The organism is Micromonospora sp. NPDC002389, assembly GCF_040296095.1.
Classification (GTDB): Bacteria; Actinomycetota; Actinomycetes; order Mycobacteriales; family Micromonosporaceae; genus Micromonospora.
Map to the genome: position 1 here is coordinate 1 of NZ_JBEOWP010000001.1, position 23,500 is coordinate 23,500.

General features: G+C 72.1%; 25 protein-coding genes. 10 read left to right on the top strand and 15 right to left on the bottom strand.

The window, feature by feature from the left end; all coding sequences use genetic code 11:
• Nucleotides 1-836: 836 nt before the first annotated feature.
• Complete coding sequence (locus ABT008_RS00005; protein WP_350692285.1) at nucleotides 837-2,372, bottom strand: PQQ-dependent sugar dehydrogenase; 1,536 nt, start codon at nucleotides 2,370-2,372, stop codon at nucleotides 837-839.
• A gap of 321 nt (nucleotides 2,373-2,693) precedes the next feature.
• On the opposite strand from ABT008_RS00005, the gene ABT008_RS00010 reads away from it, so the two are divergent.
• From ABT008_RS00010 to ABT008_RS00025, 4 genes are all read left to right on the top strand, one after another.
• Nucleotides 2,694-3,872 (top strand): sensor histidine kinase, encoded by a 1,179-nt coding sequence (locus tag ABT008_RS00010; RefSeq protein ID WP_350692287.1) that lies wholly within the window; start codon nucleotides 2,694-2,696, stop codon nucleotides 3,870-3,872.
• Nucleotides 3,862-5,052 (top strand): hypothetical protein, encoded by a 1,191-nt coding sequence (locus tag ABT008_RS00015; protein WP_350692288.1) that lies wholly within the window; start codon nucleotides 3,862-3,864, stop codon nucleotides 5,050-5,052. Before ABT008_RS00010 ends, ABT008_RS00015 begins: the two co-directional genes overlap by 11 nt.
• Nucleotides 5,025-5,738 (top strand): response regulator transcription factor, encoded by a 714-nt coding sequence (locus ABT008_RS00020; RefSeq protein ID WP_350692289.1) that lies wholly within the window; start codon nucleotides 5,025-5,027, stop codon nucleotides 5,736-5,738. Before ABT008_RS00015 ends, ABT008_RS00020 begins: the two co-directional genes overlap by 28 nt.
• 79 nt (nucleotides 5,739-5,817) lie before the next feature.
• Nucleotides 5,818-6,519, top strand: coding sequence for a hypothetical protein (locus tag ABT008_RS00025; RefSeq protein WP_350692291.1), 702 nt, complete (start codon nucleotides 5,818-5,820; stop codon nucleotides 6,517-6,519).
• A gap of 25 nt (nucleotides 6,520-6,544) precedes the next feature.
• Here the strand turns inward: ABT008_RS00025 and ABT008_RS00030 are convergent, their stop codons facing one another.
• The 9 genes from ABT008_RS00030 to ABT008_RS00070 all read right to left on the bottom strand — a co-directional run bounded on the left by ABT008_RS00030 (nucleotide 6,545) and on the right by ABT008_RS00070 (nucleotide 15,889).
• Nucleotides 6,545-7,294 carry a lysophospholipid acyltransferase family protein gene (locus ABT008_RS00030; RefSeq protein WP_350692293.1) on the bottom strand — a complete coding sequence of 250 codons (750 nt, stop codon included), beginning with the start codon at nucleotides 7,292-7,294 and terminating at the stop codon, nucleotides 6,545-6,547.
• 66 nt (nucleotides 7,295-7,360) lie between these two features.
• Nucleotides 7,361-9,421 (bottom strand): amylo-alpha-1,6-glucosidase, encoded by a 2,061-nt coding sequence (locus ABT008_RS00035; protein ID WP_350692295.1) that lies wholly within the window; start codon nucleotides 9,419-9,421, stop codon nucleotides 7,361-7,363.
• On the bottom strand, nucleotides 9,421-9,789 hold the full coding sequence (locus ABT008_RS00040) for an SCP2 sterol-binding domain-containing protein (RefSeq protein WP_350692297.1): 369 nt from the start codon (nucleotides 9,787-9,789) through the stop codon (nucleotides 9,421-9,423). Before ABT008_RS00040 ends, ABT008_RS00035 begins: the two co-directional genes overlap by 1 nt.
• 247 nt (nucleotides 9,790-10,036) lie before the next feature.
• Nucleotides 10,037-10,453: a CBS domain-containing protein gene (locus ABT008_RS00045; RefSeq protein WP_350692298.1), complete on the bottom strand. Its 417-nt coding sequence runs from the start codon at nucleotides 10,451-10,453 to the stop codon at nucleotides 10,037-10,039.
• 62 nt (nucleotides 10,454-10,515) lie between these two features.
• Complete coding sequence (locus ABT008_RS00050) at nucleotides 10,516-11,538, bottom strand: aspartate-semialdehyde dehydrogenase (RefSeq protein ID WP_350692300.1); 1,023 nt, start codon at nucleotides 11,536-11,538, stop codon at nucleotides 10,516-10,518.
• A 73-nt stretch (nucleotides 11,539-11,611) separates the two neighbouring features.
• Nucleotides 11,612-12,958, bottom strand: a complete 1,347-nt coding sequence (locus ABT008_RS00055) for a M16 family metallopeptidase (RefSeq protein WP_350692302.1) — start codon at nucleotides 12,956-12,958, stop codon at nucleotides 11,612-11,614.
• Nucleotides 12,959-13,043: 85 nt separating this feature from the next.
• On the bottom strand, nucleotides 13,044-14,336 hold the full coding sequence (locus tag ABT008_RS00060; RefSeq protein ID WP_350692304.1) for a M16 family metallopeptidase: 1,293 nt from the start codon (nucleotides 14,334-14,336) through the stop codon (nucleotides 13,044-13,046).
• An 84-nt stretch (nucleotides 14,337-14,420) separates the two neighbouring features.
• The gene (locus ABT008_RS00065; protein WP_350692306.1) at nucleotides 14,421-14,636 is read right to left on the bottom strand and encodes a hypothetical protein; all 216 of its coding nucleotides are present in this window, start codon (nucleotides 14,634-14,636) and stop codon (nucleotides 14,421-14,423) included.
• Between the two features lie 98 nt (nucleotides 14,637-14,734).
• Complete coding sequence (locus tag ABT008_RS00070; protein ID WP_350692308.1) at nucleotides 14,735-15,889, bottom strand: alkaline phosphatase PhoX; 1,155 nt, start codon at nucleotides 15,887-15,889, stop codon at nucleotides 14,735-14,737.
• A 299-nt stretch (nucleotides 15,890-16,188) separates the two neighbouring features.
• Here ABT008_RS00070 and ABT008_RS00075 point away from each other — a divergent pair, with 299 nt between their 5' ends.
• The 3 genes from ABT008_RS00075 to ABT008_RS00085 all read left to right on the top strand — a co-directional run bounded on the left by ABT008_RS00075 (nucleotide 16,189) and on the right by ABT008_RS00085 (nucleotide 18,036).
• Nucleotides 16,189-17,295 carry a 3-deoxy-7-phosphoheptulonate synthase gene (locus ABT008_RS00075; RefSeq protein ID WP_350692309.1) on the top strand — a complete coding sequence of 369 codons (1,107 nt, stop codon included), beginning with the start codon at nucleotides 16,189-16,191 and terminating at the stop codon, nucleotides 17,293-17,295.
• 232 nt (nucleotides 17,296-17,527) lie between these two features.
• Nucleotides 17,528-17,791 carry a hypothetical protein gene (locus tag ABT008_RS00080; protein WP_449948676.1) on the top strand — a complete coding sequence of 88 codons (264 nt, stop codon included), beginning with the start codon at nucleotides 17,528-17,530 and terminating at the stop codon, nucleotides 17,789-17,791.
• Between the two features lie 47 nt (nucleotides 17,792-17,838).
• Entirely contained in the window at nucleotides 17,839-18,036 is a 198-nt protein-coding gene (locus ABT008_RS00085) for a hypothetical protein (RefSeq protein ID WP_350692310.1), read from the top strand.
• Nucleotides 18,037-18,104: 68 nt separating this feature from the next.
• Here the strand turns inward: ABT008_RS00085 and ABT008_RS00090 are convergent, their stop codons facing one another.
• From ABT008_RS00090 to ABT008_RS00100, 3 genes are all read right to left on the bottom strand, one after another.
• The gene (locus ABT008_RS00090) at nucleotides 18,105-18,635 is read right to left on the bottom strand and encodes a DUF1360 domain-containing protein (RefSeq protein WP_350692312.1); all 531 of its coding nucleotides are present in this window, start codon (nucleotides 18,633-18,635) and stop codon (nucleotides 18,105-18,107) included.
• A 101-nt stretch (nucleotides 18,636-18,736) separates the two neighbouring features.
• Complete coding sequence (locus ABT008_RS00095; RefSeq protein ID WP_350692314.1) at nucleotides 18,737-19,060, bottom strand: SRPBCC domain-containing protein; 324 nt, start codon at nucleotides 19,058-19,060, stop codon at nucleotides 18,737-18,739.
• Nucleotides 19,060-19,383 carry a DUF6158 family protein gene (locus ABT008_RS00100; RefSeq protein WP_350692316.1) on the bottom strand — a complete coding sequence of 108 codons (324 nt, stop codon included), beginning with the start codon at nucleotides 19,381-19,383 and terminating at the stop codon, nucleotides 19,060-19,062. Before ABT008_RS00100 ends, ABT008_RS00095 begins: the two co-directional genes overlap by 1 nt.
• 125 nt (nucleotides 19,384-19,508) lie before the next feature.
• Here ABT008_RS00100 and ABT008_RS00105 point away from each other — a divergent pair, with 125 nt between their 5' ends.
• Entirely contained in the window at nucleotides 19,509-19,976 is a 468-nt protein-coding gene (locus ABT008_RS00105; RefSeq protein ID WP_350692318.1) for a hypothetical protein, read from the top strand.
• 27 nt (nucleotides 19,977-20,003) lie between these two features.
• Nucleotides 20,004-20,342, top strand: a complete 339-nt coding sequence (locus tag ABT008_RS00110; RefSeq protein ID WP_350692320.1) for a DUF3817 domain-containing protein — start codon at nucleotides 20,004-20,006, stop codon at nucleotides 20,340-20,342.
• A gap of 16 nt (nucleotides 20,343-20,358) precedes the next feature.
• Here ABT008_RS00110 and ABT008_RS00115 read toward each other — a convergent pair whose 3' ends face one another.
• A complete protein-coding gene (locus ABT008_RS00115; RefSeq protein ID WP_350692321.1) occupies nucleotides 20,359-20,883 on the bottom strand; it encodes a DUF6232 family protein in 525 nt (174 codons plus the stop codon).
• Nucleotides 20,884-21,335: 452 nt separating this feature from the next.
• Here ABT008_RS00115 and ABT008_RS00120 point away from each other — a divergent pair, with 452 nt between their 5' ends.
• Nucleotides 21,336-22,307, top strand: coding sequence for a C40 family peptidase (locus tag ABT008_RS00120; protein WP_350692323.1), 972 nt, complete (start codon nucleotides 21,336-21,338; stop codon nucleotides 22,305-22,307).
• 73 nt (nucleotides 22,308-22,380) lie between these two features.
• Here the strand turns inward: ABT008_RS00120 and ABT008_RS00125 are convergent, their stop codons facing one another.
• Entirely contained in the window at nucleotides 22,381-23,370 is a 990-nt protein-coding gene (locus tag ABT008_RS00125) for a sigma-70 family RNA polymerase sigma factor (protein WP_350693133.1), read from the bottom strand.
• Nucleotides 23,371-23,500: the final 130 nt, after the last annotated feature.

Consider the following 23,500-nt stretch of genomic DNA (forward strand, 5'->3'; position numbering starts at 1 on the left):
GGATACCGGTGTTGTATCCAGGCCCGACTCCAACGCCGCCGGTCGTCGTCTGGACCCGGCGCGGCCCGGTGAACGTTTCTGGACACCGCACTAGCCATGAACTGAACGAGTGCAGGCACAGGGCTGGGCAGGCACAGAGTTGCCGGCAGGTGCCGAGCTGGCAGGTGCGGACGCAGGGCCGAGCAGGCGCAGGGCCGAGCAGGCGCAGGGCCGAGCAGGCGCAGGGCCGAGCAGGCGCAGGGCCGAGCAGGCGCGGACGCTGGGCTCGGTAGGCGCAGACGCTGGGCTCGGTAGGCGCAGACGCTGGGCAGGCGCAGGGCTGGGCTGGGCCGGACGAAGCTGCGACACGCGCAGACGACCCGACGCTCTCCCCACGGCCCGTCCCCGGTCAGGGCGGCACTCCCCACAGACCGTTCCCGTGCGGGGCGCCGCACCCCCGACTGGCCGGTCTGGCTGGCTGGCCAGCCGGAGTTGACCAAGGAGTTTGCGCCCTCAGACCCTGCCCCTCCGCGACCAAACTCCTTGATCAACGCGGGCGTCAGCGTGTGGGCGGTGCGCTTGCGCGTGGACGCGGCAAGATCCGCGCAACTTCAGCGATATTGCTGTCTCCGAGGGGTCCTGAGGCAGCAGTATCCATGAAGTTGCGCGGATCATGATGAGCCGCGAGGGGTGTGCGGACACGGTGCACACCGTCGGACGGTCCCCGGGCAACGCGGACGGTCCACGGGCAGCCCACCGTGGGCGGGTGGGCTGCCCGGGGTGGCGCCGGGGGCGCCGGTCGCCCGGGGACGCGGGCAGGAGTCAGCCGAGCCTGCGGAACGTGCTGCCGGCGGAAATCAGCCGATCTGGCAGGACGTGTTGTTGAGGCGGAAGTCGCCGGGGCGGTCGTTGGTGCCGGAGTAGGTCGCCTGGAGGCCGAAGGTGGCCGTGCCGTTGGTGGGCAGGCTGCCGTTCCAGGACACGTTGCGCGCGGTGACGGTCCGGCCGGACTGGGTCACCTGGGCGTTCCAGGCGTTGGTGACCTGCTGGTTACCGGGGAACGACCAGGTCAGCGCCCAACTGGTCAGGGCGGACCCACGGTTGGTGACGCGCACGTCGGCGGTGAAGCCGTTGCTCCACTGGTTGGCCGTCCAGCTCACCGTGCAGGCGGCGGGACCGGTCGTGGGCGGCGGCGTCGTCGGAGGCGGCGTGGTGGGCGGAGGCGTGGTGGGCGGAGGCGTCGTCGGAGGGGGCGTGGTCGGCGGCGGGGTGGTGCCGTCGCGGGGCGGGAAGCGCAGCACGCGGTCGTCGGTGGACGCCGGGGTGCCCCGGCCGTCGCGGTTGCTGGTGGTGACCCAGAGCCACCCGTCGGGGCCGTACTCGACGGTGCGCAGGCGTCCGTAGGCGCCGAGCAGTTCGGCGGTGGGGGTGCCGACGCCGCCGGAGCCGTTCAGCGGCACGTTCCACAGCCGGGTGCCGCGCAGGCCCGCCACGAAGAGCCGGTTCTCGGCGATGGTGACGCCGCTCGGCGACGCCTCGGCCGGGGTCCAGACGAGCAGGGGGTCACGGAACCGGGGGTCGTTGGCCCGGCCCTCGACCGTGGGCCAGCCGTAGTTGCCGCCCGCGACGATCAGGTTGACCTCGTCCCAGGTGTTCTGACCGAACTCGCTGGCATATAGTCGGCCTTGGGCGTCCCAGGCAAGACCCTGCACGTGGCGGTGGCCGAGGCTGTAGACCGGCGACCCGGCCGTCGGGTTGTCCGACGGGACGGTGCCGTCCGGCCGGATACGCAGGATCTTGCCGTTGCGGCTCTGCGGGTTCTGGGCCGTGGCGGTCTGTCCGGCGTCACCCACTCCGACATAGAGCATGCCGTCCGGCCCGAAGGCGATCCGGCCACCGTTGTGGATCGACGCCCGGGTCAACCCGGTGAGGATCGGTTGCTGGTCCTGCACGGCGGTGAGTCGGAACCGGGAGATGCGGTTGTCGGTCGCGGTGGTGAAGTAGACGTAGATCCAGCCGTCCTGTGCGTAGGTCGGCGAGACGGCGAGGCCGAGCAGACCACCCTCGCTGGTCGCGGTCACCCCGGAGATCGTGACGACGGGTACGGGCTGCTGGCCGGGACGGACCCGGACCACCTGGCCGGTGGGACGTTGGGCGACCAGGGCGCTGCCGTCGGGCAGGAAGTCCATGCCCCACGGCACCTGGAGCCCGGTGGCGACCGTTTCCGGGCGGGTGAAGTCGAAGTCGCCGACGGCGAGCAACCCGGGGGCTCCGGCGGTGACGGCGGACGGGCGTTCGACGGCGGGTACCGCGCCGGCGAGACCACCGACACCGACGGCGCCGGCGACCAGCCCGGCGGTGAGTACGGCCCCGACACTGAGTCGGATTTTCATGCCACCTCCCGATATAGAGACGTTCATCAATGTAACATGCGCGAATTCATGACGCGCGGGATCACGCCACGGAGAATGCGGCGAGAGCCCAGAAAACGCGGGAGGAATTCACATTTCTGCCCCGGGCCCGCGTCCGACTACGGTAGGGAACCAGGCGATCCAGACCACGGTTCGCCGGTCGAGGCGACGGGCCACCCATCCGGCGGCGACAGCTTCGACACGCTCGGTCACCGAGGTTGCCGTCACATGCTATTCTCCGGCGTCGATCTCCGCAGCGCGGACCCGGATCGGGTCGATTGTCGCAAAGGACGCCCTCCCCCGATGTCGGCCCACACCGCTTCGATCGCGCCAACCGCTTCGGTGGAGCGCCCGGCCACCGGTGCGTTCACGCTGATCTTCACCCGGTTACCGGCGCTGCTACGACTCTCCTGCGGCCTTTTCGTCGCGGTGGTGGCACTCTCCGTCCGTACCCCTCCGGTCCGGGTGGAGTTGTTGATCCCGGCCGTGGCGGTGCTGACCGCCTGGGCCATCTGGTATTCGCTGCGCGCCTTCCGGCACGGCATCGGTCCCGCCGTGGTCACCGGGGACGTGGCCCTGACCACCGCCGCGTGCCTGGCGATGCCGGTACTGGTCGCCCCGGAGGTGCTGCCCGGCGAGGCGAGCTGGATCGCGGTCCTGGCCAGCACCACGGTCATCAACGCCCAGGCGACCGCGCCGGCACGCTGGTCGATCGCCGCCGGCCTGCTGGTCACCGCCAGCTACGCGACCGGCGCGTACGCGACCGGGGACCCCGTCGAGGCCAGCGCCCACGCCGCGACACTGCTGGCACAGGTCGCCTGCACGGCGATGATGACCGCGGTGATGCGTCGCCGGATGGCCCGCGCCGACGCCGAGTTCGTGACGAGTCAGAAGGCCACCCGGGAGGCGCTCCTCGCCCGTACCGCCCGGGAGTCGGAGCGGCAGCAGAACCGCGACCTGCACGACACCGTCCTGGCGACGTTGACCATGGTGGGGCAGGGCGCGGTACCCGGTCCGTCGCCAGCGCTGCGCGAGCGGTGCGACAGCGACCTGCGTACCCTCGCCGCCCTGGCGGACGCCCGGTCGGTGCCGGCAGGCGGCACGGCCCGGGTGGACGAACGGCTGCGGGCGGTCTTCGCCCGGCTGCCCGGCCTGCCGGTCAACGCCGACCTGCCGCCGTGCCCGGCACCGGCACCGGTCGCCGAGGCGCTCGCGGAGAGCACCCACGCCGCGCTGACCAACGTGCTCCGGCACGCGCCCGGCGCCGCCACCACCGTGCGGCTGCGGCGCATCACCGGCACCGTCGCGGTCGAGGTGGTCGACGACGGCCCCGGCTTCGACCCGGCCACGGTCCCGGCGCACCGGTACGGTCTACGCGAGTCGATCCACGGCCGGATGGCCGCGATCGGCGGGCGGTCCGAGGTGGACTCCGCCCCCGGTCGCGGCACCCGGATCCGGTTGGAGTGGTCGGATGTCGGCTGAGGCGGGGACGGCACCCGGAGCGGTGGTACGGCCGGTGGCGCGTACCACCGGAGGGCTCGACGGTGCCGACGCCGGCCGGGCGGCGGCTGCGGTGGCGCGCATCTCCGACCGGGGTGCCCGGGTCGTCGCGGTGACCATCGCGCTGGTCTGGCACCTGGTGATCGGGCTACCGGCGGTGCTCTCCGCCTGGTCCGAGCTGGCGGTGCCGCAGGTGGTGCTCGGCGGCTGGCTGCTGGTGACGGCCGTCGGGGTGGCCGCCGGCGTACGCCTGCTGCACGACCGCCCGCTGCCGGCGGCACCGCTGGCCGGGCTGCTGTTGGCGGTCGACGTGGTGGTCTTCGCCGCAGTCGGTCGGGCGCAGTTGTTCAGTCCCGCCAACTGGGTGTGGGGCACGCTCGCCTGGTTCTTCCTGGTGGTGCTCTGGGGGCGGCGGGTGCGCTGGCTGCTCGCCCTGTTGGTGGCGCACGCGGCGATCGCGATGTCCGCCGTCGCGCTGTACGGCGCGACCGGCGCGGCGGACCTGGCCCGCTCCACGATGGCCCTGTACGGCACCTCCTCGCTGCCGGCGGCGGTCTTCGTCGGCGCCGTGGCCCTGTCGCTGCTCTCCCGCGAGCGGGCCGCCACGGTCGCGACCACGAACGCGATGGTGGCCGAGCGGGAGGCCGCCGAGCACGCCCGGAGCGAGCGGCGGGAGCGGCTGGCGCTGGCCAGTGCGGCGGCCAGCGAGGTGCTGACCGAGTTGGCGCAGGGCCGGGCCGACCCGGCCGACCCGGAGGTGCAGCGCCGCTGCGTACGGGCCGCCGGCCAGTTGCGCCGGTTGATCGCCGAGTCCGACGACGTGCCGCACCCGCTGTTCCACGAACTCCGTGCCGCCGCCGACCTGGCCGAGCGTAACGGTCTGCCCATCGACCTGGTCACAATTGGTGCACCGCCACCGTTGCCGGTGCAGGTCCGCCGGAGCCTGGCCGATCCGCTCATCGCCGTCCTCGCCGAGACACGGGAGTGGGCCCGGATGACAGTCGTCGCCGGGCCCGACGAGGTGGTGGTCAGCCTGGTCACACCGGACCGGGGCGGCCCGGAGGCCACCGGGCCGCCGCCGGAGGAGAGCGACGCGCAGGTCGAGCAGGTACACGAACGGGACGGGGAGATCAGATGGACGCAGACGCGGTGGCGCCGTTGACGCCACAACGCCCCATCGGAGTGGCCATCGTGGACGATCATCCGGTGGTCATCGACGGGGTCCGCGCCTGGCTGTCCACCGAGCCGCGACTGACCGTCCTCGCCACCGGCGACGACCCCGACCAGGTGCTGCGCGCCGCGCCCGACGCCGACGTGGTCCTGCTGGACCTACGCCTGCACGGTCGGCTGGTGCTGGACAAGCTCGCCGAGCTCTGCGCCACAGGCTGGCGGGTGGTGGTCTATTCCGAACACTCCGACCCGCGCACCATGCTCGCCGCGCTGGACGCCGGGGCGGTGGCGTTCCTCGCCAAGCACGAGGGGCGGGAGCACTGCGTGGCGACGGTGCTGGACGCGGCGAGCGACCGCCCGTACGTTGCCCCGTCGTTGGCCGGTGCGATGGTCGGTGACCCCCGACCGGACCGGCCGGTCCTCTCCGACAAGGAGCGCGAGGCGCTGCTGTTGTGGTTCCAGTCGATGTCCAAGGCGTCGGTGGCCCGCCGGATGCGGATCAGCGAACACACCGTCAAGCAGTACGTCGACCGGGCGCGGATCAAGTACACCCGGGCCGGACGGCCGGCGGCCACCAAGGCGGCACTGCTCGCCCGGGCGATCGAGGACGGACTAGTCCGACCAGAGGAAATAGGCATCTATCGGTCGCATGCGTCGACCGATTGGCCGACCCCCTAACGGGCGTCATGACAGGGTGTGTCGGATTGGGCGAGGCTCGTGATCAGATGCCACCGCCCGCACCGGAGGTTCCGTCCCGATGCACGATGATGCGTCCCCGTTCTTCATCGCCCCGCATCGCTTCGACGCGGTGCACGACGCCGCCGGCCCGGTCCTGGACCGGCGGCACGAGCTGGTGCCGGAACCCGGCGAGCAGGTGCTCGGCCGCCACCGGCTGAACGTGGCGGGATACCTGCTGGGCCCGTCGGACGCCTCCCGGACGTGGACGCTGCCCGCCCCGGTCACGCTCACCGTCACCGACTTCCGGATGGTCTACGTCGGTACGCGCTCACACCTGGCCCTGGTCGGCTCCCGTTCCGGCCCGGGCGGCCGGACTCCGGGGCTGGTCAGCGGGCAGATCCGCTGGCAGTGGCCGTCCCGGCTGGAGTGGTTGCCGGGCACCGACGACGACGCGATGCGGCTGCTGGTGGTCTGCGACGCGTTGCGGACCATCCGACAGCCGGCGCTCGGTCTGGTCGGGCAGCGCACCGAGGTGGGCGAGCTGGCCCGGCAGATCCGCCGCGCGGTGGCGGTGTTCCGGCTCACCCGGCCGGAGTTGGTGGACCTGTCGCCGCCGGAGCGGGACGCGCTGGCCCGGGTCGCCCGCAGTACGCTGCTGTCCGGCCCGGCACGGGTGGTGCTGCCCGGGTCGCTGCCGGTCGAGTTCCACTCCCGGGACGACTACTACCGGCCCCGGCACGCCGACCCGATGCCGTACGACGCGGCCTCCGGGCAGCGGTGATCCTTTCGGCCTGATCCTCGGCGGGTCAGGACTTGCGGGCCTCCCGGTCGGCGGCGTCCAACGCGGCGGCCTCCTCCGGGGTCGGCGCGGTGCCGTCCAGGTGGGCCGGCAGCCACCAGCGGTCCTCCGGTCCGGCGGGCCGGTCCGGGTACTCGCGTTGGGCCCGGTCCACCATCGCGCTGAGCCGGGCCGCCAGATCGGCGGTCATCGCGGCGGTGTCCGGGTACGCGCCGGGCAGCATCGGCTCGCCAACCAGGATGGTGATCGGGGTGTGCCGGCGGGTCAGCGTGCGCGGCCGGCCCTTGGTCCAGAGGCGCTGACTGCCCCAGAGGGCCACCGGCAGCACCGGCACGTCGGCGTCGCGGGCCATCCGGGCGGTCCCGCTCTTGAGCGCCTTGACGGTCAGGGAGCGGCTCACGGTGGCCTCCGGGAAGACGCCGACCGCCTCGCCGGCCCGCAACGCGCGCACGGCGGCGGCGTACGACTCGGCACCCGCCTGCCGGTCCACCGGGATGTGCCGCATCCCGCGCATCAGCGGGCCGGACACCGGATGCCGGAACACCGCGTCCTTGGCCATGAACCGGACCAGTCGCCGGGACTCCAGCGCACCCAACCCGCAGAAGATGAAGTCCAGGTAGCTGACGTGGTTGCTGGCCAGCACCACGCCACCGGTGCGGGGCACGTGGTGCGCCCCCTCCACGGCCAGCTTCAGGTCGAGTACGCGGAACATCGTCTTGCAGGCGGCGATCACGGGCGGGTACACGAGTTCCGGCATCCAGCAACTTTACCGCTAGTAGGTTACGCGCCGGTAGGACGGCTGCCGGGACCGCTGCCGGTGCCGTCAGTCGGCGAGTTTGTGCAGGTCCAGCCGGCCTCGGGCGAAGGCGTCCACCCGACCCCACCGGCCCGGGATGTCCAGCACCTCGATCCGGCCCATGCCCACCGGCAGCCGTGGCTCGACCGCCAGGTGACCCTCGTGCGGCTCCAGCCCCAACATGGTGCGCAGCAGCAACAGCGGGGCACCCGTCGACCACGCCTGCGGGCTGCACGCCGTCGGGTACTCCACCGGGAACTTCGTCTGCTCCCGCTGGTAGCCGCCGAACGCCTCGGGCAGCCGCCCGTCGAAGTAGCGGGCCGCGTCCAGGATGCCGTTGGCGATGACGGCCGCCTCCTCGGCGAAGCCGTACCGGCGCAGGCCCCAGGCGCAGAACGAGGTGTCGAACGGCCAGACCGTGCCGTTGTGGTAGCCGATCGGGTTGTACCGCACCTCGCCCTCGGCCAGCGTGCGGACTCCCCAGCCGGAGAAGAGTCGCGGCCCGACCAGGTGGTGGGCGATCTGCTCGGCCCGGTCCTCATCGACGATCCCGCTCCACAGCAGGTGACCGATGTTCGAGGTGAGCACGTCGCACTGCCGCCCGTCCGGGTCCAGCGCCAACGCGTAGTAACCGCCGTCGTCGACCCACCAGTCCCGGTTGAACCGCTCCTTGAGCGCCGCCGCCTCCCGCTCCAACTGGTCGGCGAACCCCGGGTCGTCCCAGAACTCGCGGGCCAGCCGGGCACCGCGCATCTTCGCGTCGTACGCGTACCCCTGCACCTCGCAGGTGGCCCGGGGGAACGGCGGCAGACTGCCGTCGGCGTACGAGATGGAGTCCCAGGAGTCCTTCCAGCACTGGTTCTCCAGGCCGGTGTCGGTGTTGCGGCGCTCGTACCAGATGTAGCCGTTACCGACCAGGTCGGCGTACTCGTCCATCCACCGGAACGCCCGGCGGCACTCCTGCTCCAACTCCTTGACCAGCGCCGCGTCCCCGCTCCACCGCTCGTACTCGTCGAGCAGCACCACGAACAGCGGGGTGGCGTCCACCGAGCCGTAGTACGGCGAGTGCGGCTGCTCCTCGAACGCGGCGCTCTCGCCGTACCGCATCTCGTGCAGGATCCGGCCCGGGTCCTCCTCCCGGAAGTCGTCGCACCGGGTGCCCTGGAGGGCGCCGAGGATCCGCAGCGTGGTCGCGCTCAGCTCGGGCGTGAACGGCAGCGTCTGCAGACAGGTCAGGATGCTGTCCCGGCCGAACATGGTCATGAACCAGGGCAGACCGGCGGCCGGCAGCGTCTGTCCGCCGAGCGAGAGCGGCGCGAACCGCAGCGCGGCCAGGTCGACGATGCACCGCTGGTACGTCGCCGCGACCCGGCCGTGCTCGCTGTTCACCTTCGGCGCCTTGGCGATCCACTCCTCCAGGTCGTGCTGGAGGGCGAGCCGCTCGGTGCCGTGCACCTGCAAACCGATCCGCAGGTCCCGGTGGTCCGGACCGAGCGCCAGCGTCTGCACGTCGATGGTGGTGTGCCACTGCTCGTTCGGCTCCAGGTGGATCGTGTACGAGAAGCCGTTGCGGTCGTACCGGGTCGGCTCGGAGGAGGAGATGACGGTCTCCCGCCGGAAGTTGCCGCGCCGGTAGCCGATGCGCAGCCGGTCCGACTCCACCTCGGCGTACGTCTCGCCCTTCTTGTTCAGGATCTCGTCCTTGACCTCGAACAGGTCGGCGAAGTCGCACGCGGCGTCCATTCGCACCTGGAGGTCGACGGCCTTCTCGTCGTGGTTGAGGATGGTGATGTTCTCCCGGAAGCTGCCCCCGACCGCCCGTTCACGGATGATCGACAGCTTCGCGTCCACGTAGTGCGTGGCCAGGCCGGGCACCAGGAAGAAGCGCGACTCGAAGTACTGGAGGTCGTCGTAGGAGAGCGAGTTCAGCCGCTCGCCGTTGACGGTGAGCACCCACTTGGACAGATAGCGGGTGTCGAAGGAGAACAACCCGGTCGGCTCGGTCGGTGTCGCCTCGATGTCGCCGGTCGCCTCGCAGACCACGAAGGTGCTGCCGTCGAGAATCCGTACGGTGTGGCTGGGAGCCATCAGCGGACCCCCTTCCGGTACCGACGCGGCCCCTGCGCCTGCGGCGGCCCCGGAAAGAGCCGGTCCACCTGGATCACCAGACGCGCGTCACCGGACACCGTGATGTCCCCGCGCAGCAGCGCCGCCAGCCCGTTCTCCCGGCCGGTCACCAGGTCCTCGAACAGCTCCGGGCTGGTCCCGACCACGGTGTCGGCCGACAGGTCCTCCCGGGAGACCGTCATGTTCCCCCGGTCGATGCGCAGCAGCCAGTGGCTGGTCCGGGGTCCCTCGTGCAGATCGAAGCGCAGGGCGCCCGACGACTTCGCCAGCAGGGGCTCGTACCCCCGGTGGTCGAGGTCCTCGAAGAACCGTGTGGTCGCGTCCGACATCGCCGCACTCCTCCCGGTCGCTGTGCTCCGAAAGGCGGGTCCCCACGCTCGGCGGCGTCAACCTCGCCCGGATCGGGTGAGCCGAGCGGGCGAGGTGGGCGGGCGCAGTTTGCGGGCCAGGCGGGCGCAGCTTGCGGGCCAGGCGGGCGCAGCTTGCGGGCCAGGCGGGCGCAGCTTGCGGGCCAGGCGGGTGAACAGCGTCGACGCCGGCCCCCGAGACGGGAGCCGGCGTCGCGCGGCGCAGAGGTCAGTTGTTCGGGTCGTCCGCGCTGATGTCGGCCAGCACCGACTGCGGCTCCCGCTCCACGGCCAGGTCACCCATGGAGACCAGACCGATCAACCGGCCGTCCTCGATCACCGGCAGCCGCCGTACGGCGTACGTCCGCATCAGGTCGGCGGCGGCCACGGCGTCGTCGTACTGACTGACCGTGATCACGTCCTTCGAGGTGATCTGGTCGAGTCGGGTGGTGCTCGGGTCCATGTCCTCCGCGACACCCCGAACCGTGATGTCCCGGTCCGTCACGATGCCGACCACGTTGTCACCGTCGCACACCACCACGTCCCCGATGGCGGAGTCACGCATCTGCTGCGCCGCCGCGGCGAGCGTGGCGTCGCCGTCCATGGTCACCAACCGGGTCGTCATGAAGTCTCCGACCGTTGTCATGGCGCCTCCCTCTCGGTCGTGGGGCAACCCGGTGTCTACCCCACGACCGCAGGCAGTAACGCTCAGCGCTCGGCGGCGACCAGTTCGGCGAGCTGCACGGCGTTGAGCGCGGCACCCTTGCGCAGGTTGTCGTTCGCGCAGAACAGGGCCAGCCCGTGCGGGACCGTCTCGTCGGCGCGGATCCGGCCCACGTACGTCGGGTCCTGCCCGGCCGCCTGCAACGGGGTCGGCACGTCGGAGAGCGCCACGCCCGGGGCGTCGGCGAGCAGTTCGTGGGCCCGCTGCGGGCTGATCGGCCGGGCGAACCGCGCGTTGATCTGGAGCGAGTGCCCGGTGAAGACCGGCACCCGGACACAGGTGCCGGAGACCTTCAGCTCGGGGATCTCCAGGATCTTGCGGCTCTCGTTGCGCAGCTTCTGCTCCTCGTCGGTCTCGGCGGAGCCGTCGTCGACGATCGAGCCGGCCAGCGGCAGCACGTTGAACGCGATCGGCCGGGCGAACGAGCGCGGGGCCGGGAACTCCACCGCCGCGCCGTCGAAAGTCAGACCGGACGCGGTCTCGACCACCTTGCGGACCTGCTCGTCCAGCTCGGCCACGCCGGACAGCCCGGCGCCGGACACCGCCTGGTACGTCGAGACGACCAGGCTGACCAGCTCCGCCTCGGCGTGCAGCGGGCGCAGCACCGGCATCGCGGCCATCGTGGTGCAGTTCGGGTTGGCGATGATGCCCTTGGGGCGGTTCGCGGCGGCGTGCGGGTTGACCTCGGCGACCACCAGCGGCACCTCCGGGTCCATCCGGAACGCCGACGAGTTGTCGATGACCACGGCCCCGGCGGCGGCGACCCGGGGCGCCAGCTCCTTGGCGGTGCCCTTGCCCGCCGAGAAGAGGACGATGTCCAGCCCCGAGTAGTCGGCCGTGGTCGCGTCCTCGACCGTGACCTCCTCGCCGCGCCACGGCAGCGTCCGTCCCGCCGACCGCGCGGAGGCGAACAACCGCACCTGCTCCGCCGGGAACTCCCGATCCGCCAACACCTGCCGCATGACGCCGCCGACCTGGCCGGTCGCGCCCACAATGCCGATCCTCATGCCCGCGAGGCTACCCAGCGGGCCGGTGGCGGCGGGAACGCTTTCCCACCGCCCGGACCCTCCGACCGCCTGATCACCGCGTGGCGTCGATCACCTCACCCAGCCCCGCCGCCACGATCTCGTCCCGGATCACCGCCGCGTCGCCCTCCACGACGAGGGTCAGCGACTCCGGGAACAGGTGGGCGGCGGCCGCCGCCGAGACCTCCGCCACGTCGGCGGCGAGCAGCGACTCGCGCAGCCGGGCGTGGTAGTCGTCCGGCAGGTCGTGCACGACCAGCGTGCTGAGCGCACCGGCGATCGCCCGGGGGCTCTGCAACTCGACCGAGAGCTGCCCGGCCCGCCAGGAGCGGGCCACCGCCAGCTCCTCCTCGGTCACCCCGCCGGCCTGGGTACGCGCGACCTCCCCGACCGCGTCCACCAGAGCCGGCGCGGTGACGGCGGTCTGCACGCCGGAACTGACCCCGAACCGGCCGAACCGGCGCGACGAGGCGAAGTCGCCCCGGATGCCGTACGTGTAACCGCGTACCTCGCGGATCAGGTGGTTCAGCCGGGACGTGAAGGCGCCACCGAGCACCGTGCCGGCCAGCGCGATCGGCACGTGGTCCGGGTGGGCCCGATGCGGCGCCGGATGCCCGAGCCGCAGCGTGGACTGCACCGAACCGGGCCGGTCGACCAGGATCACCCGCCGACCGGCACGTAGCGGCACCTCGATCGGCGCGCCCCGGTCCACGGGTCCGCCACCGGTGCCGGCGAACGCCGTCGCGGCGAGCGCGTCCAGGTCGAGCCGGTCCAGGTCACCGGCGACGACCAGCGTTCCCGGGCGGATGAACCACTCCGAGTGGAAGACCGTGACGTCCTCCACGTCCAGCCCGGCCACCGAATCCGGGTCGCCGTACATCGGGCGGCCCCACCGGCTGTCCGCACCGAACAGGTCGGCACGCAGGACCGCGTCGGCCCGTGGACCCGGGTTCGCCCAGTCCATCCGCAACGCGGTCGCCTCGTCGTCGCGGACCCGCCGTACGTCGTCCGGGTCCAGCCTCGGCGTCCGCACCGCCTCGGCGAGCAGCTCCACGGCCGCGCCCAGCCGGTCCACCGGCACCTGCACGCTGGCCTGGAAGGTGTCCCAGTCCAGCCCGGTGACCAACTCGGTGCCGAGCGCCTCGATGGCCAACGCGTACGCGGTGGCGTCCCGCTGGCTGGTGCCCTCCTCCAGCGCCTTGGCCAGTACCCCGCCCAGCCCCTCCTTGCCCACCGGCTCCCGGCCCGCGCCCGCGTCGAGCAGCAGCAGCGCGACGGCCAGGTTCTGCCCCGGCAGGTGCGCGGCGACGACCTGACCGCCCGCCACGCTCCGACGCACCACCTGCGGGAACCGGTACGGACGGGCCGCACCCGGTCCCGGACGATCGGCGATCAACGTCACTGAGCTTTCCTTTCGTTCGCGACTGCGGGGCTCGCGCACACCAGGCCACGGCGACCTACCGGTCCGCGCCGCTCACTCCTCGCGCTCACCGGTTCTCCTCCGGAACGTAGGTCAGAGTCGCCCGGTCGGCGGGGGCGAGTACGTCGGCGGCGACCTCGGCGATCTGCTCGGCGGTCACCGCGAGCCAGCCCGGGAGCCGGTCGGCGAGCACGCGGGGGTCACCGAACTGGGTGGCGTACCGGCCCAACGCGTCGGCCCGTCCGTCCACCGTGGACATCTGCCGCCACCACGCGGTGGTCAGCAGCGCCTTGGCGCGGTCCAGCTCGGCGGCGGTGACCGGCACAGTGGCCAGTTCGTCGATCACCTCGGCCAGCCCGGCGGCCAGCCGCTCGGCGTCCACGCCGGGGCGGGCGGTGGCGGTGGCGATCAAGGGTGCCGGCGCGTGCGCCAAGTCCACCCCGTACGCCCCGACCAGATCCGGCTGGGCGATCCGCTCACCGTCGGCGAGCCGTTGATAGAGGCGGCTGCCCCGGCCGCTGCCGAGCACGGTGGCGAGCACCGTCACCACGTCGTATCCGGGAGTGCCGAAGGGGTGCGTGCGGTGGGCCACGTACACCCGGGGCGCCGGAACGTCCGCGACCACCGTCTCCGTCACCGGCTCGCCGCTGCGTGCCACGACCAGCCCGTCCGGTGCGGACGGGATCTCCGGCCGGGGCGGGATGACGCCGAAGTACTTCTCGGCCAGTGCGGTGACCTCGTCGACGGTCGTGTCACCGACCACGGTCAGCACCGCGTTGTTCGGTGCGTAGTAGGTCCGGTGGAACGCCTGGAAGGTGGCCAGGTCGGCGGCGTTCAGGTCGGCCATCGAGCCGATCGTGGCGTGGTGGTAGGGATGGCCCGGCGGATAGAGCAGCGGCAGCAGCCGCAGCCAGGCGTCGCCGTACGGCACGTTCTCGTAGCGCTGGCGGCGCTCGTTCTTGACCACGTCCCGCTGGTTGTCCAGCGTCTCCTGGGTCAGCGCCGGCACCAGGCCGCCCATCCGGTCGGCTTCCAGCCACAGCGCCAGTTCGAGGTGCTCGGCCGGGACCGTCTCGAAGTAGTTCGTGCGGTCCGGGTTGGTGGTGGCGTTGAGCGAGCCGCCCGCGCCCTGCACCAACTTCATGTGCTCGGTCTTCGCGACGTTCACCGAGCCCTCGAACATCAGGTGCTCGAAGAGGTGTGCGAAACCGGTCTGACCGGCCGGCTCGTGTCGCGAACCGACGTCGTACCAGAGGTTGACCGCGACCGCCGGTGCGGTGCGGTCCTCGCTGACCACCACGCGCAGGCCGTTGTCCAGTCGGGTCGTCGAGATGGGCCAGGGATAACCGCTGTCGGGCATGGCCCCGACGCTATCCGATCTCCGCGCTCCGGCGGGGATGGGACGCGGCACGCCCGTGTCGCGGACGGCCGCGCCCCGCCACGGTCAGTCCGGCGGCTCGATCGGGGTCACCGTCTGCTCCGAGGTACGCCGTTCCAGGAAGGTGTCCGGGGCGGCGTTGCGGTCGGCCTCGCGGAGGTCCGACTCGGTCAGGATCGCGTCGGCCTGGGCCTGGGGGTCGTCGCTGCCGACCGCCGCCTCCTCCGGCAGCAGGTGGGCCCGCGACTCGATTCGCTCCTGGTCGCTCTGCGCGTCAGTCATGCCGCTTCCTTACCCCCACCCCATCCCGCGCACGCGTGGATGTAAGGAGGGGTCCCCTGCTATGCACGAGGCGATAGCAGGGGACCCCTCCTTACACATCAGGTGCGGAACGGGCCACGGACCTCGTAGGTGATGCCGCCGGAGGAGGAACCGGAGGTGCCGCGCTGCGAGGAGAAATAGAACCGGGTGCCGTCGGGCGAGAAGGCCGGCCCGCAGATCTCCGAGGAGGACTGCCCGATGATCCGCAGGAACGGCGCGACCACCTCGTCCGGGGTGATCACGCAGATCTCCATGGTGCCGCCGTCCTCGGCGACGTAGAGATCGCCCGACCGGGCACCGGTGATGTTGTCCACCCCGGTCAGCGGCGCGGTGCCGGAGACCAGCGAGTCGTCGTACGCCAGATCGATCCGCTGCTGCACCGCGTCGTACGCCCAGACCCGGTTGTCGCCCTTGGTGGTGAACCAGCAGGTGCCGTCCGCGTACCAGCAGCCCTCGCCGCCGTTGAAGCTCTTGGCACCGGAGACCTGGCGACGGGTGAGCGTGCTCGACGCCGCCGGGTCGGGCACGCGGGCCCAGGTGACCGGGCCGCTGGTGCCGCTGCCGGCGACCAGCACCTCAAGCGTGCCGGCGGAGAGGTCGCCCCAGTTCGTCGGCCGGAAGCGGTAGAAGCAGCCGTCGGTCTCGTCCTCGGTCAGATAGATCACCCGCCGGTCCGGGTCGCAGGCGGCGGCCTCGTGCTTGAAGCGGCCCATCGCCGCCCGACGCACCGCCGTGGTGCCGCCCTGCGGGTACGTCTCGTAGACGTACCCCCGGCTGACCTCCTCGCAGGAGAGCCAGGTGCCCCACCCGGTGGCGCCCCCGGCGCAGTTCTGGTTGGTGCCGGAGAGCAGTCGGTACGCCGACGCGACGCTCCCGTCGGCATGGAACCGGACCGCCGAGGCACCGCCGCCGGGCGTGATCTCAGAGTTCGAGACGTAGATCCAGCCGGTGCCGGCGGTGAAACAGGCGCCGCCGTCGGGTGCGTCGTGCCAGACGTATGACGTGCCGGGCACCGCCTGGCGGGACCGGGCGATCACCCGGCTGGTGAATCCGGTCGGCAGCATGATGCCGTTGGCGTCGGCGGTACGCAGCGGACCGTACGGGCCGACACCGGGTTGAGCAGGGGCGGCGACGGCGGCGCCGGCCCAGAGACCGCCGGAGAATGCGGCGGCGCCACCGGCGACAGCGGTACGCAGAACGGTACGACGATCCATCGGAACTCCCCGGGAGACGTCTGTCGGTCGCGCCGAAACTACCGAGCGTTTCATCGACTGGGGTGAACCTGAGACGAGACTTCGGCGACGAGAAGGTGAGCATCCGCGCACCGTCAGGTACTCTTACCGCCGTGACGCGGTCGTATCGATGGTTTAGGCAGCCGGCTCGGCCGGTGACCTCACCATGATCTGACGTCACCGAATTCGAGCCGGCCGGGCAGGAGCTTTCGTTCCTGCCCTTTCGCGTACGAGCAGCCGGCTCGACCCGGGCACCGGCCCCGGGTGCGGTCGGCGAAAGGATGCCCACCGTGACGACCCCGGAGAACCACCGGGTCATCGACCAGCGGATCGACCGCGTCGTGCCGCTGACCACCCCGGCCCTGCTGCTGCACGAGTTGCCCCTGGACGCCGGCCTCACCTCGGCCGTGCTGAGCGGGCGACGCGCGGTCGGGCAGGTCCTCGACCGCGCCGACGACCGCCTGCTGGTGGTGGTCGGGCCGTGCTCGGTGCACGACCCCGCCGCCGCCCTGGACTACGCGCACCGGCTGCGCGAGGCGGCCGAGCGGGTCTCCGACGACCTGCTGGTGGTGATGCGGGTCTACTTCGAGAAGCCGCGCTCCACGGTGGGCTGGAAGGGCCTGATCAACGACCCGGGGCTGGACGGTTCCGGTGACGTCAACACCGGCCTGCGGCTGGCCCGGGCGCTGCTGCTCGACGTGCTGCGCCTCGGGCTGCCGGTGGGCTGCGAGTTCCTCGACCCGATCACCCCGCAGTACATCGCCGACACGGTGGCGTGGGGCGCGATCGGGGCGCGCACGGTGGAGAGCCAGGTGCACCGCCAGCTCGCCTCCGGCCTGTCCATGCCGATCGGCATGAAGAACCGCCCCGACGGCAGCATCTCCACCGCGGTGGACGCGATCCGGGCGGCCGGCGTACCGCACGTCTTCCCCGGCATCGACGTCTCCGGCACCCCGGCGATCATGCACACCCGGGGCAACGCGGACGGCCACCTGGTGCTGCGCGGCGGTGGCGGTCAGCCCAACTACGACGCCGAGTCGGTGGCCGGTGCGCTGGAGCTGCTGCGGGCCGCCGGCCTGCCGGAGCGGCTGGTGGTCGACGCCAGCCACGCCAACAGCGGCAAGGACCACCGCAACCAGCCCACCGTGGCCGCCGACGTGGCCGCGCAGATCGCCGCCGGTCAGCAGGGCATCGTCGGGATCATGCTGGAGAGCTTCCTGGAGCCCGGCCGCCAGGACCTGGACCCGACCCGCGAGCTGACCTACGGGCAGTCGGTGACCGACGCCTGCATCGGCTGGGACACCACCGACGAGGTGCTCGACGCGCTGGCCACCGCCGTGCGTACCCGCCGCGCCCACCACTCGCGGACCCTGCCCACCCCCGCCTGACCTGCTTCCGTCGATCAGAGGTCGGCGGGCGGCGCGACCAGCGAGAACGCCGCCGACCTCATGATCGCCGCAGGAGCGGTGGGAGTTTGGCCGGGTGGGGTGGGGGTAGGCGGCGGGCGTGACCGATGACGTACCCGTGACCGGGGCGCCCGGGGCGCCCACGGCACCGACGACCGAGGCGCGGCTACCCGACGCCATCCTGGCCGACGTGCCCGTGGTCGACACCGCGGGCATCGACCCGGCCGTCACCGACCTGCCCGGCACGGCAGCCGCCGTACCGGACGAGGTGGAGACGGAGGAGGTGGACACCCGGCCGCTCGACGACCTGCTCGACGACCTCTACCACGGTCAGGAGCGGATCAGTCAGGTGGACATCTACCGACGGGCCGTCGCCGCGGAACTGCCGGCGCAGTTGCTCTCCCGGCTCAACGCGCTGCCCCAGGGCGAGTACGCGGTCGACGAGGTGTCCGACCTGCTGGGTGGTACGGCGGGGTGACGTCCGGCGGCGACCCGGCCGGCGCCGGCGACGAGAAGAGGAACGCGATGTCGCAGCCCGAGGAAGACCAGGACGACCGGATGCCCGCGCTCGGCCAACCCCCGGAGGACACCGACACCCTTCCCGAGCCGGACTTCGCCAACGAGCACGATCGCACGGCCGTGGACCGGGACATCATCACCGGCGCCGACGAGGACGACCGGGAACCCGAGTCGCCGCGCGGCTGGTCCGGCATGCAGCGCTGACGCCCGGCACACCAACAGGCCCGGTGTCCCCGGGCGGCACCCGCCGCCGGAGGACACCGGGCCTGACGTCACTCCCGGTGGTCGCCCTCGGCCCCCCGCTGCGCCATCGCGTACGCCATCTGGAGGAAGTCGGACGCGGTCACCGCGGTCAGGGCGGTGGCCACCAGTCGGGTCAGCCTCGGCGTGAGCACCAGCGCACCGGTGAACCCGGTGGCCACCCAGACCGCCAGGCAGAACGGGCAGCTCAGCAGCTCGCCGATGGCGTGCCGGGTGGAGCTGCCCGAGTCGCGTACCTGCTCCATCACCTCGCCGCTGCCGATCGGCCGGTCGTACTGCGTGAACGGCGCCCGCAGCGGACTGGTCACCGCGTCCTTGGACAACAGCCGGCTGAGCTTGTGGGTGGCGATGGCCAGGAGCACCACGTCGGACGTGGCGGGCCGTTCCGGCACCGGGCGCCCGGTCGCTTTGACCAGCCCGGCGATGGCACCGGTCACCGCGGCGTAGGTGCCCATCGCCGCCAGGTACCCGCCCAGCGGGCGGTGCTCGTGCGGAGCGTACGCCTGACGCAACCGCGCCACCTTCTGCTTCAGCTCGCTCACCCGGCCTCCTTCGTCTCACGCGGGGGTGTGCCGTCCCGGCCGGGACGGCCCAGATCGCCGCCCGGACTCCGGGCGGCTCGGTCGTGCGCTGTCCGGCCGGGTCAGCCGGCCTGGAGGTTGTCGTCCACCTCGCGGGCCAGCTTGGTGAGGGCCTCGTCGGCGAGCCGGTCGGTCTCGGCGCCGCCGCCGGAGATGTCCAGACGGACCCGGGCACCACCGGCGTCGACCGGCTCCACCCGCAGCTCGGCCCACCAGTCGGTGCCGTGGCCAGCCCAGCGGGCCCGCATCCGGTCACCGTCGCCCTGGTCGGACGAGTCGCCGGTGAGCAGAGGTCCGGGCAGCCAGGCGGCGACCCGCTCCGGGTCGGTCGCGGTGTTGAAGACGACCTCGGGGGGTGCGGACACCCCGCGTTCCGCGTACGCCATCACGCGTCCCGCAGCCGGCTCGGGTCGACCTCCCGCCCGGGGTGCCGGGCGAGGTACTCGGTCTCAAGTTCGGCGGTACGCCGCAGGTGGTTGGCCAACGCCGAGTCGGTGGCGTGGCGCAACGTGTCCAGGCGGGTGCGGTGCAGGCTCTGCACCTCGCGGATCAGGTCGTCCTCGCTCAGCTCGGCCGGGTCGACGCCGGGCAGGTCCCCGTCGAGCGGGGCGGTGGTCGCCCGGTCGTCGCCCCACTCGGGGATCCGCTGCTCGGGGCTCACCTCGGTGCCTCCGGTGGGAAACCCGTCCGATCGTCCTGATGCGGTCATCTCGCGCCCCCTCGTCCGTGCTGGGCTGGCGTCTGTACGGTTGCCCACGCCGGGTGCGGCCAAACCAGGGCCGCCACTACGACACCGCGTCGGAGAGCGCAGCCGGTCCCGGTACCCTCGTTGCCATGAAGCGGCTCTGGACCCCGGCGTGGATCGCCCGCCACGTGGCCCTGGTCGTGCTGGTGACCACCTTCCTCGGCCTCGGCTGGTGGCAGGTCAGCCGGGCCGCCGCCGGCAACGCCATCAGTTGGGGCTACGCCGTGGAGTGGCCGATCTTCGCGGGCTTCGTGGTCTTCGTGTGGTGGCGCGAGGTGCGCCACACGCTGCGGGAGGAGCCGACCGCCGAGGCCAGCGACACCACGCCGGCGGCGGACGCCTCGACCGAGGAGACGCGCGGCACCGACGAGGCCGGAGCGTCCACCGGTACGCCGGAGGCGGACCGGCCGCGACCCGGGATCCGCCGGCCGGTACGAGTGGCCCGCGCCACCGCCGTCGACGAGGTCTCCGACGACGCGGAGCTGGCCGCCTACAACCGCTACCTGTCATGGTTGAACGCCAATCCGGGCGCCAAGCCCGGTGACTACCCCGGCTGAGCCCGGGCCCGGAAGGACTGACGAGACGTGCGCGCTGCCCTCACCCGCTACCGCGTGATCGCCTGGGTCGTCGGCGTGGTGCTGATCCTGCTTGTCGTGATCGGCATGCCGCTCAAGTACGGCTTCGACAACCCGATCCTGGTGGAGACCGTCGGCCAGGCGCACGGCTTCCTCTACATGCTCTATCTGGTCGCCGCGTTCGACCTGTCCCGGCGGGTCGACTGGCCGCTCAAGCGGATGGTCCTGGTGATGCTCGCGGGCACCGTGCCCTTCGTCTCCTTCTGGGCCGAGCGCCGGGTGAGCGCCCTGTACCTGGCCGAGCAGCGGGTGCGGGAGCAGCAGACGCCGGAGCCGGTGGCCGGCTAGCCGCGCGGCAGGGCCCTCAGCGGCGCGGCCGCCACGGGTCGGCGGCCGCCAACGGGTCCTCCCACCCGCCGTAGCTGTGCATTTCCCGGGCTCGGCGCAACGCCCGGCTCACCTGGCCGAACTGCTGCTCGTCGTCGCTGCTGAACAGCAGTTCCTCGACCTCGCCGCGCCGCCCCCACAACTCGTACGGCGGCGGGCGCCAGCGGTCCCCGGCCGCCGCGAGCAGCACCGGCACCAGGAACACCGCCCCGAGCAGCAGGTACGCCTCGGCGGTGAGCCGGTGCAGCCCGCCGGTGAAGCCGAGCATCAGACCGATGCCGCCGATGACGACGGTGGAGACCAGCACGGCCCGGGCCGCCACCGGGTCCTGGTCCCCCCGCGTGGTGTGCAGGTGGGTCAGCTCGGCGACCCGCCAGGTGCTGCGCCCGACGGTGAACCGGTCGGCGGTGACGATGATCCCGGGTCGGGCGTAGAGCAGCCGTTGGCTCCGGCCACCGGGCGCGGAGCGTGGTGGTCGTGTCGTCGCACCGTCCGGATTCACGGCCCCTCCTCCCCCACCACCGGGCGTCGCCGAGCCGGTCCACCGACCCGCGACGCCGGCTGACGGGAATCCCGGCTGTGCGCCCATTGTCTGCCGGGCGCGCCAGCCGCACCGGCCTGTTTCCGGTGGTCACGCCGCTTCCACGGCCGGCCGTCGCCAGAAAGAGCCGTCCAAGTCCGTCTTATCGGTTATAGCGCCGAGGCATCCGACGTCATATGCCGAGAGCGACCAGTACGGCATCTGCCCAGATAAGCCTACATACCCCCTTAGGGTGAATCAGATTCGCCACATGCTCCTCACATGTCCCGACAATCCCTGCCGGTAACTCTGTTCCCGTACTACCTTGGGCAGGTCGGCCCGGTCGACCGCCGTCCAGCCGGACGGCACCGGTCCGGTGCCGTCGCGGAGCGTCAGCAGGCCCGCGCCGGCCCTGGGAGAGGAGCATCGAGCTCTTGTCGTCCCTGACGAACACGCTGCGCGCCTTGGCCGTGGCCGCCTGCTCGCTGGCGCTGGTCGCGCCCGCCACGGTGGCCCGGGCCGAACCGTCGACCGCCGAGTTGACCCGGCGGATCGACAAGTCCTCCGCCGAGCTACAGGACGTGGTGGAGTCACACAACGAGCTGCGCGAGAAGATCAAGGACAACCGGGCCGCCGTCGATCGGCTGCAGGAGCGGATCGGCCCGCTGGAGCAGCAGGCCGAACAGAGCCGGGCGGACGTCGGTCGACTGGCCGTCACCGCGTACAAGACCGGCAACCTCGGTGCCGCCGAGGCCCTGCTGCGCACCGACGACTCGACGTCCATGCTCGACCGGCTCGGCACGCTGGACCACCTGACCCGGCAACGCCAGGCGACGGTGGCCAGCTACACCGCCGACCAGCAGCGGCTGCTCGACGAGAAGACCCGGCTGGACGTCACGCTCAGCCGGCAGGCCGCCCAGTCCCGGGAGTTGGCCGCCGCGAAACGGCGGATCGAGCGGGACCTGGCCAAGCTGTACGAGATGCGCCGGCAGGCGTACGGCCGGGCGACCGAACGCCCGACCAACAACTCCGGCAGCGCCAACGACGCGCCCTCGGTCTCCGGCCAGGCCGGTGTCGCCGTCCGCTTCGCCTACGGGGCGCTCGGCAAGCCGTACGCCTGGGGGCAGGACGGGCCGAACGGCTACGACTGCTCCGGACTGACCTCGGCCGCCTGGCGGGCGGCGGGCAAGTCGCTGCCACACAACACGAAGATGCAGTGGGGCAAGGTGGCGAAGATCAGCCGTGGCGAGCTACGCCCCGGAGACCTGGTCTTCTATCGCAGTCTCGGACACGTGGCGATCTACGTGGGCGACGGTCAGGTGATCCACGCCCCCACGTTCGGTCGCAACGTGGAGAAACGCGCCGTCGACCTGATGCCCCCGTACGGCTACGGACGGGTGCGCTGAGTCGTACCCGCAGACGGCGAACGGCCGGCGTCCCCCTATCGGACGCCGGCCGTTCGCCGTCATTCTTACCAGCTCAGGCGGCCTGTAGGCCCTCCGCGCGAGCCAGCTCGCGCAGGCGCCCGAGCGCCTGGATCTCCAACTGCCGGATCCGCTCCCGGGAGAGCGAGAACCGCGAGGCCACCTCGGTGAGCGAGTGCTCCCGACCGTCCTCCAGCCCGTAGCGGGCCCGCATGATCCCGGCCGAGCGGTCGTCGAGGTGGTTGAGCAGCCCCTCGATCCGCTGCCGCTCCAGCCCGGTGAGCACGATCTCCTCCGGCGACGGTGCGTCGCTGTCGGCGACCAGGTCACCCAGGTTGGTGTCGCCGTCGTCGCCGACCGGCGTGTCCAGCGACACGGTGTCCTGCGACCAGCGGACCAGCTCGTTGACCCGTTCGACGGTCACGCCGAGTGCCTTGGCGATCTGCTCCGGCTCCGGGTCGCTGCCCAGCTCGCGGGTGAGCTGGCGAGCCACGTTACGCATCCGGTTGACGTCCTCCACCAGGTGCACCGGCAGCCGCACGGTGCGCTCCTGCTGGGCGATGGCCCGGCTGATCGCCTGGCGGATCCACCAGGTCGCGTAGGTGGAGAACTTGTAGCCGCGCTCGTAGTCGAACTTCTCGACCGCCCGGACCAGACCGGTGTTGCCTTCCTGGATCAGGTCCAGCATCGGCATCCCGGAGCGGACGTAGCGGCGGGCGATCGACACGACGAGCCGGAGGTTGGCCCGGATGAACAGGTCCTTGGCCCGCTCGCCCTCGGCGACCAACCGGCCCAGTTCGTCCCGGGTGGCACCGTCGGGAATCCGGTCCTCACCGAGCAGATGCTCGGCATAGAGGCCGGCCTCGATCGCCTTGGAGAGATCGACCTCCTTGGCGGCGTCCAGCAGTGGCGTCCGGGAGATCTCGTGCAGGTAGACTCCGACCAGGTCGCGCTCCTCGGCGACCTCGTCGGTGCGCATTCCGATGTTCTTGTCCACGTTGCCCACGGTCCCCTCGCTCGCGCCGGTTGCCCGGTTCCTTGCCATCCCCACGCCCATCAGCCCTCCCCGCAACTTCCGCTGTGCCCACCGGAGCCGGCATCTACACAACAGATGAGACGTGTCAGGGATTCCATGTCGTGGGTCGAAAGTGTCACGAATGCCTGATAATCCGCTG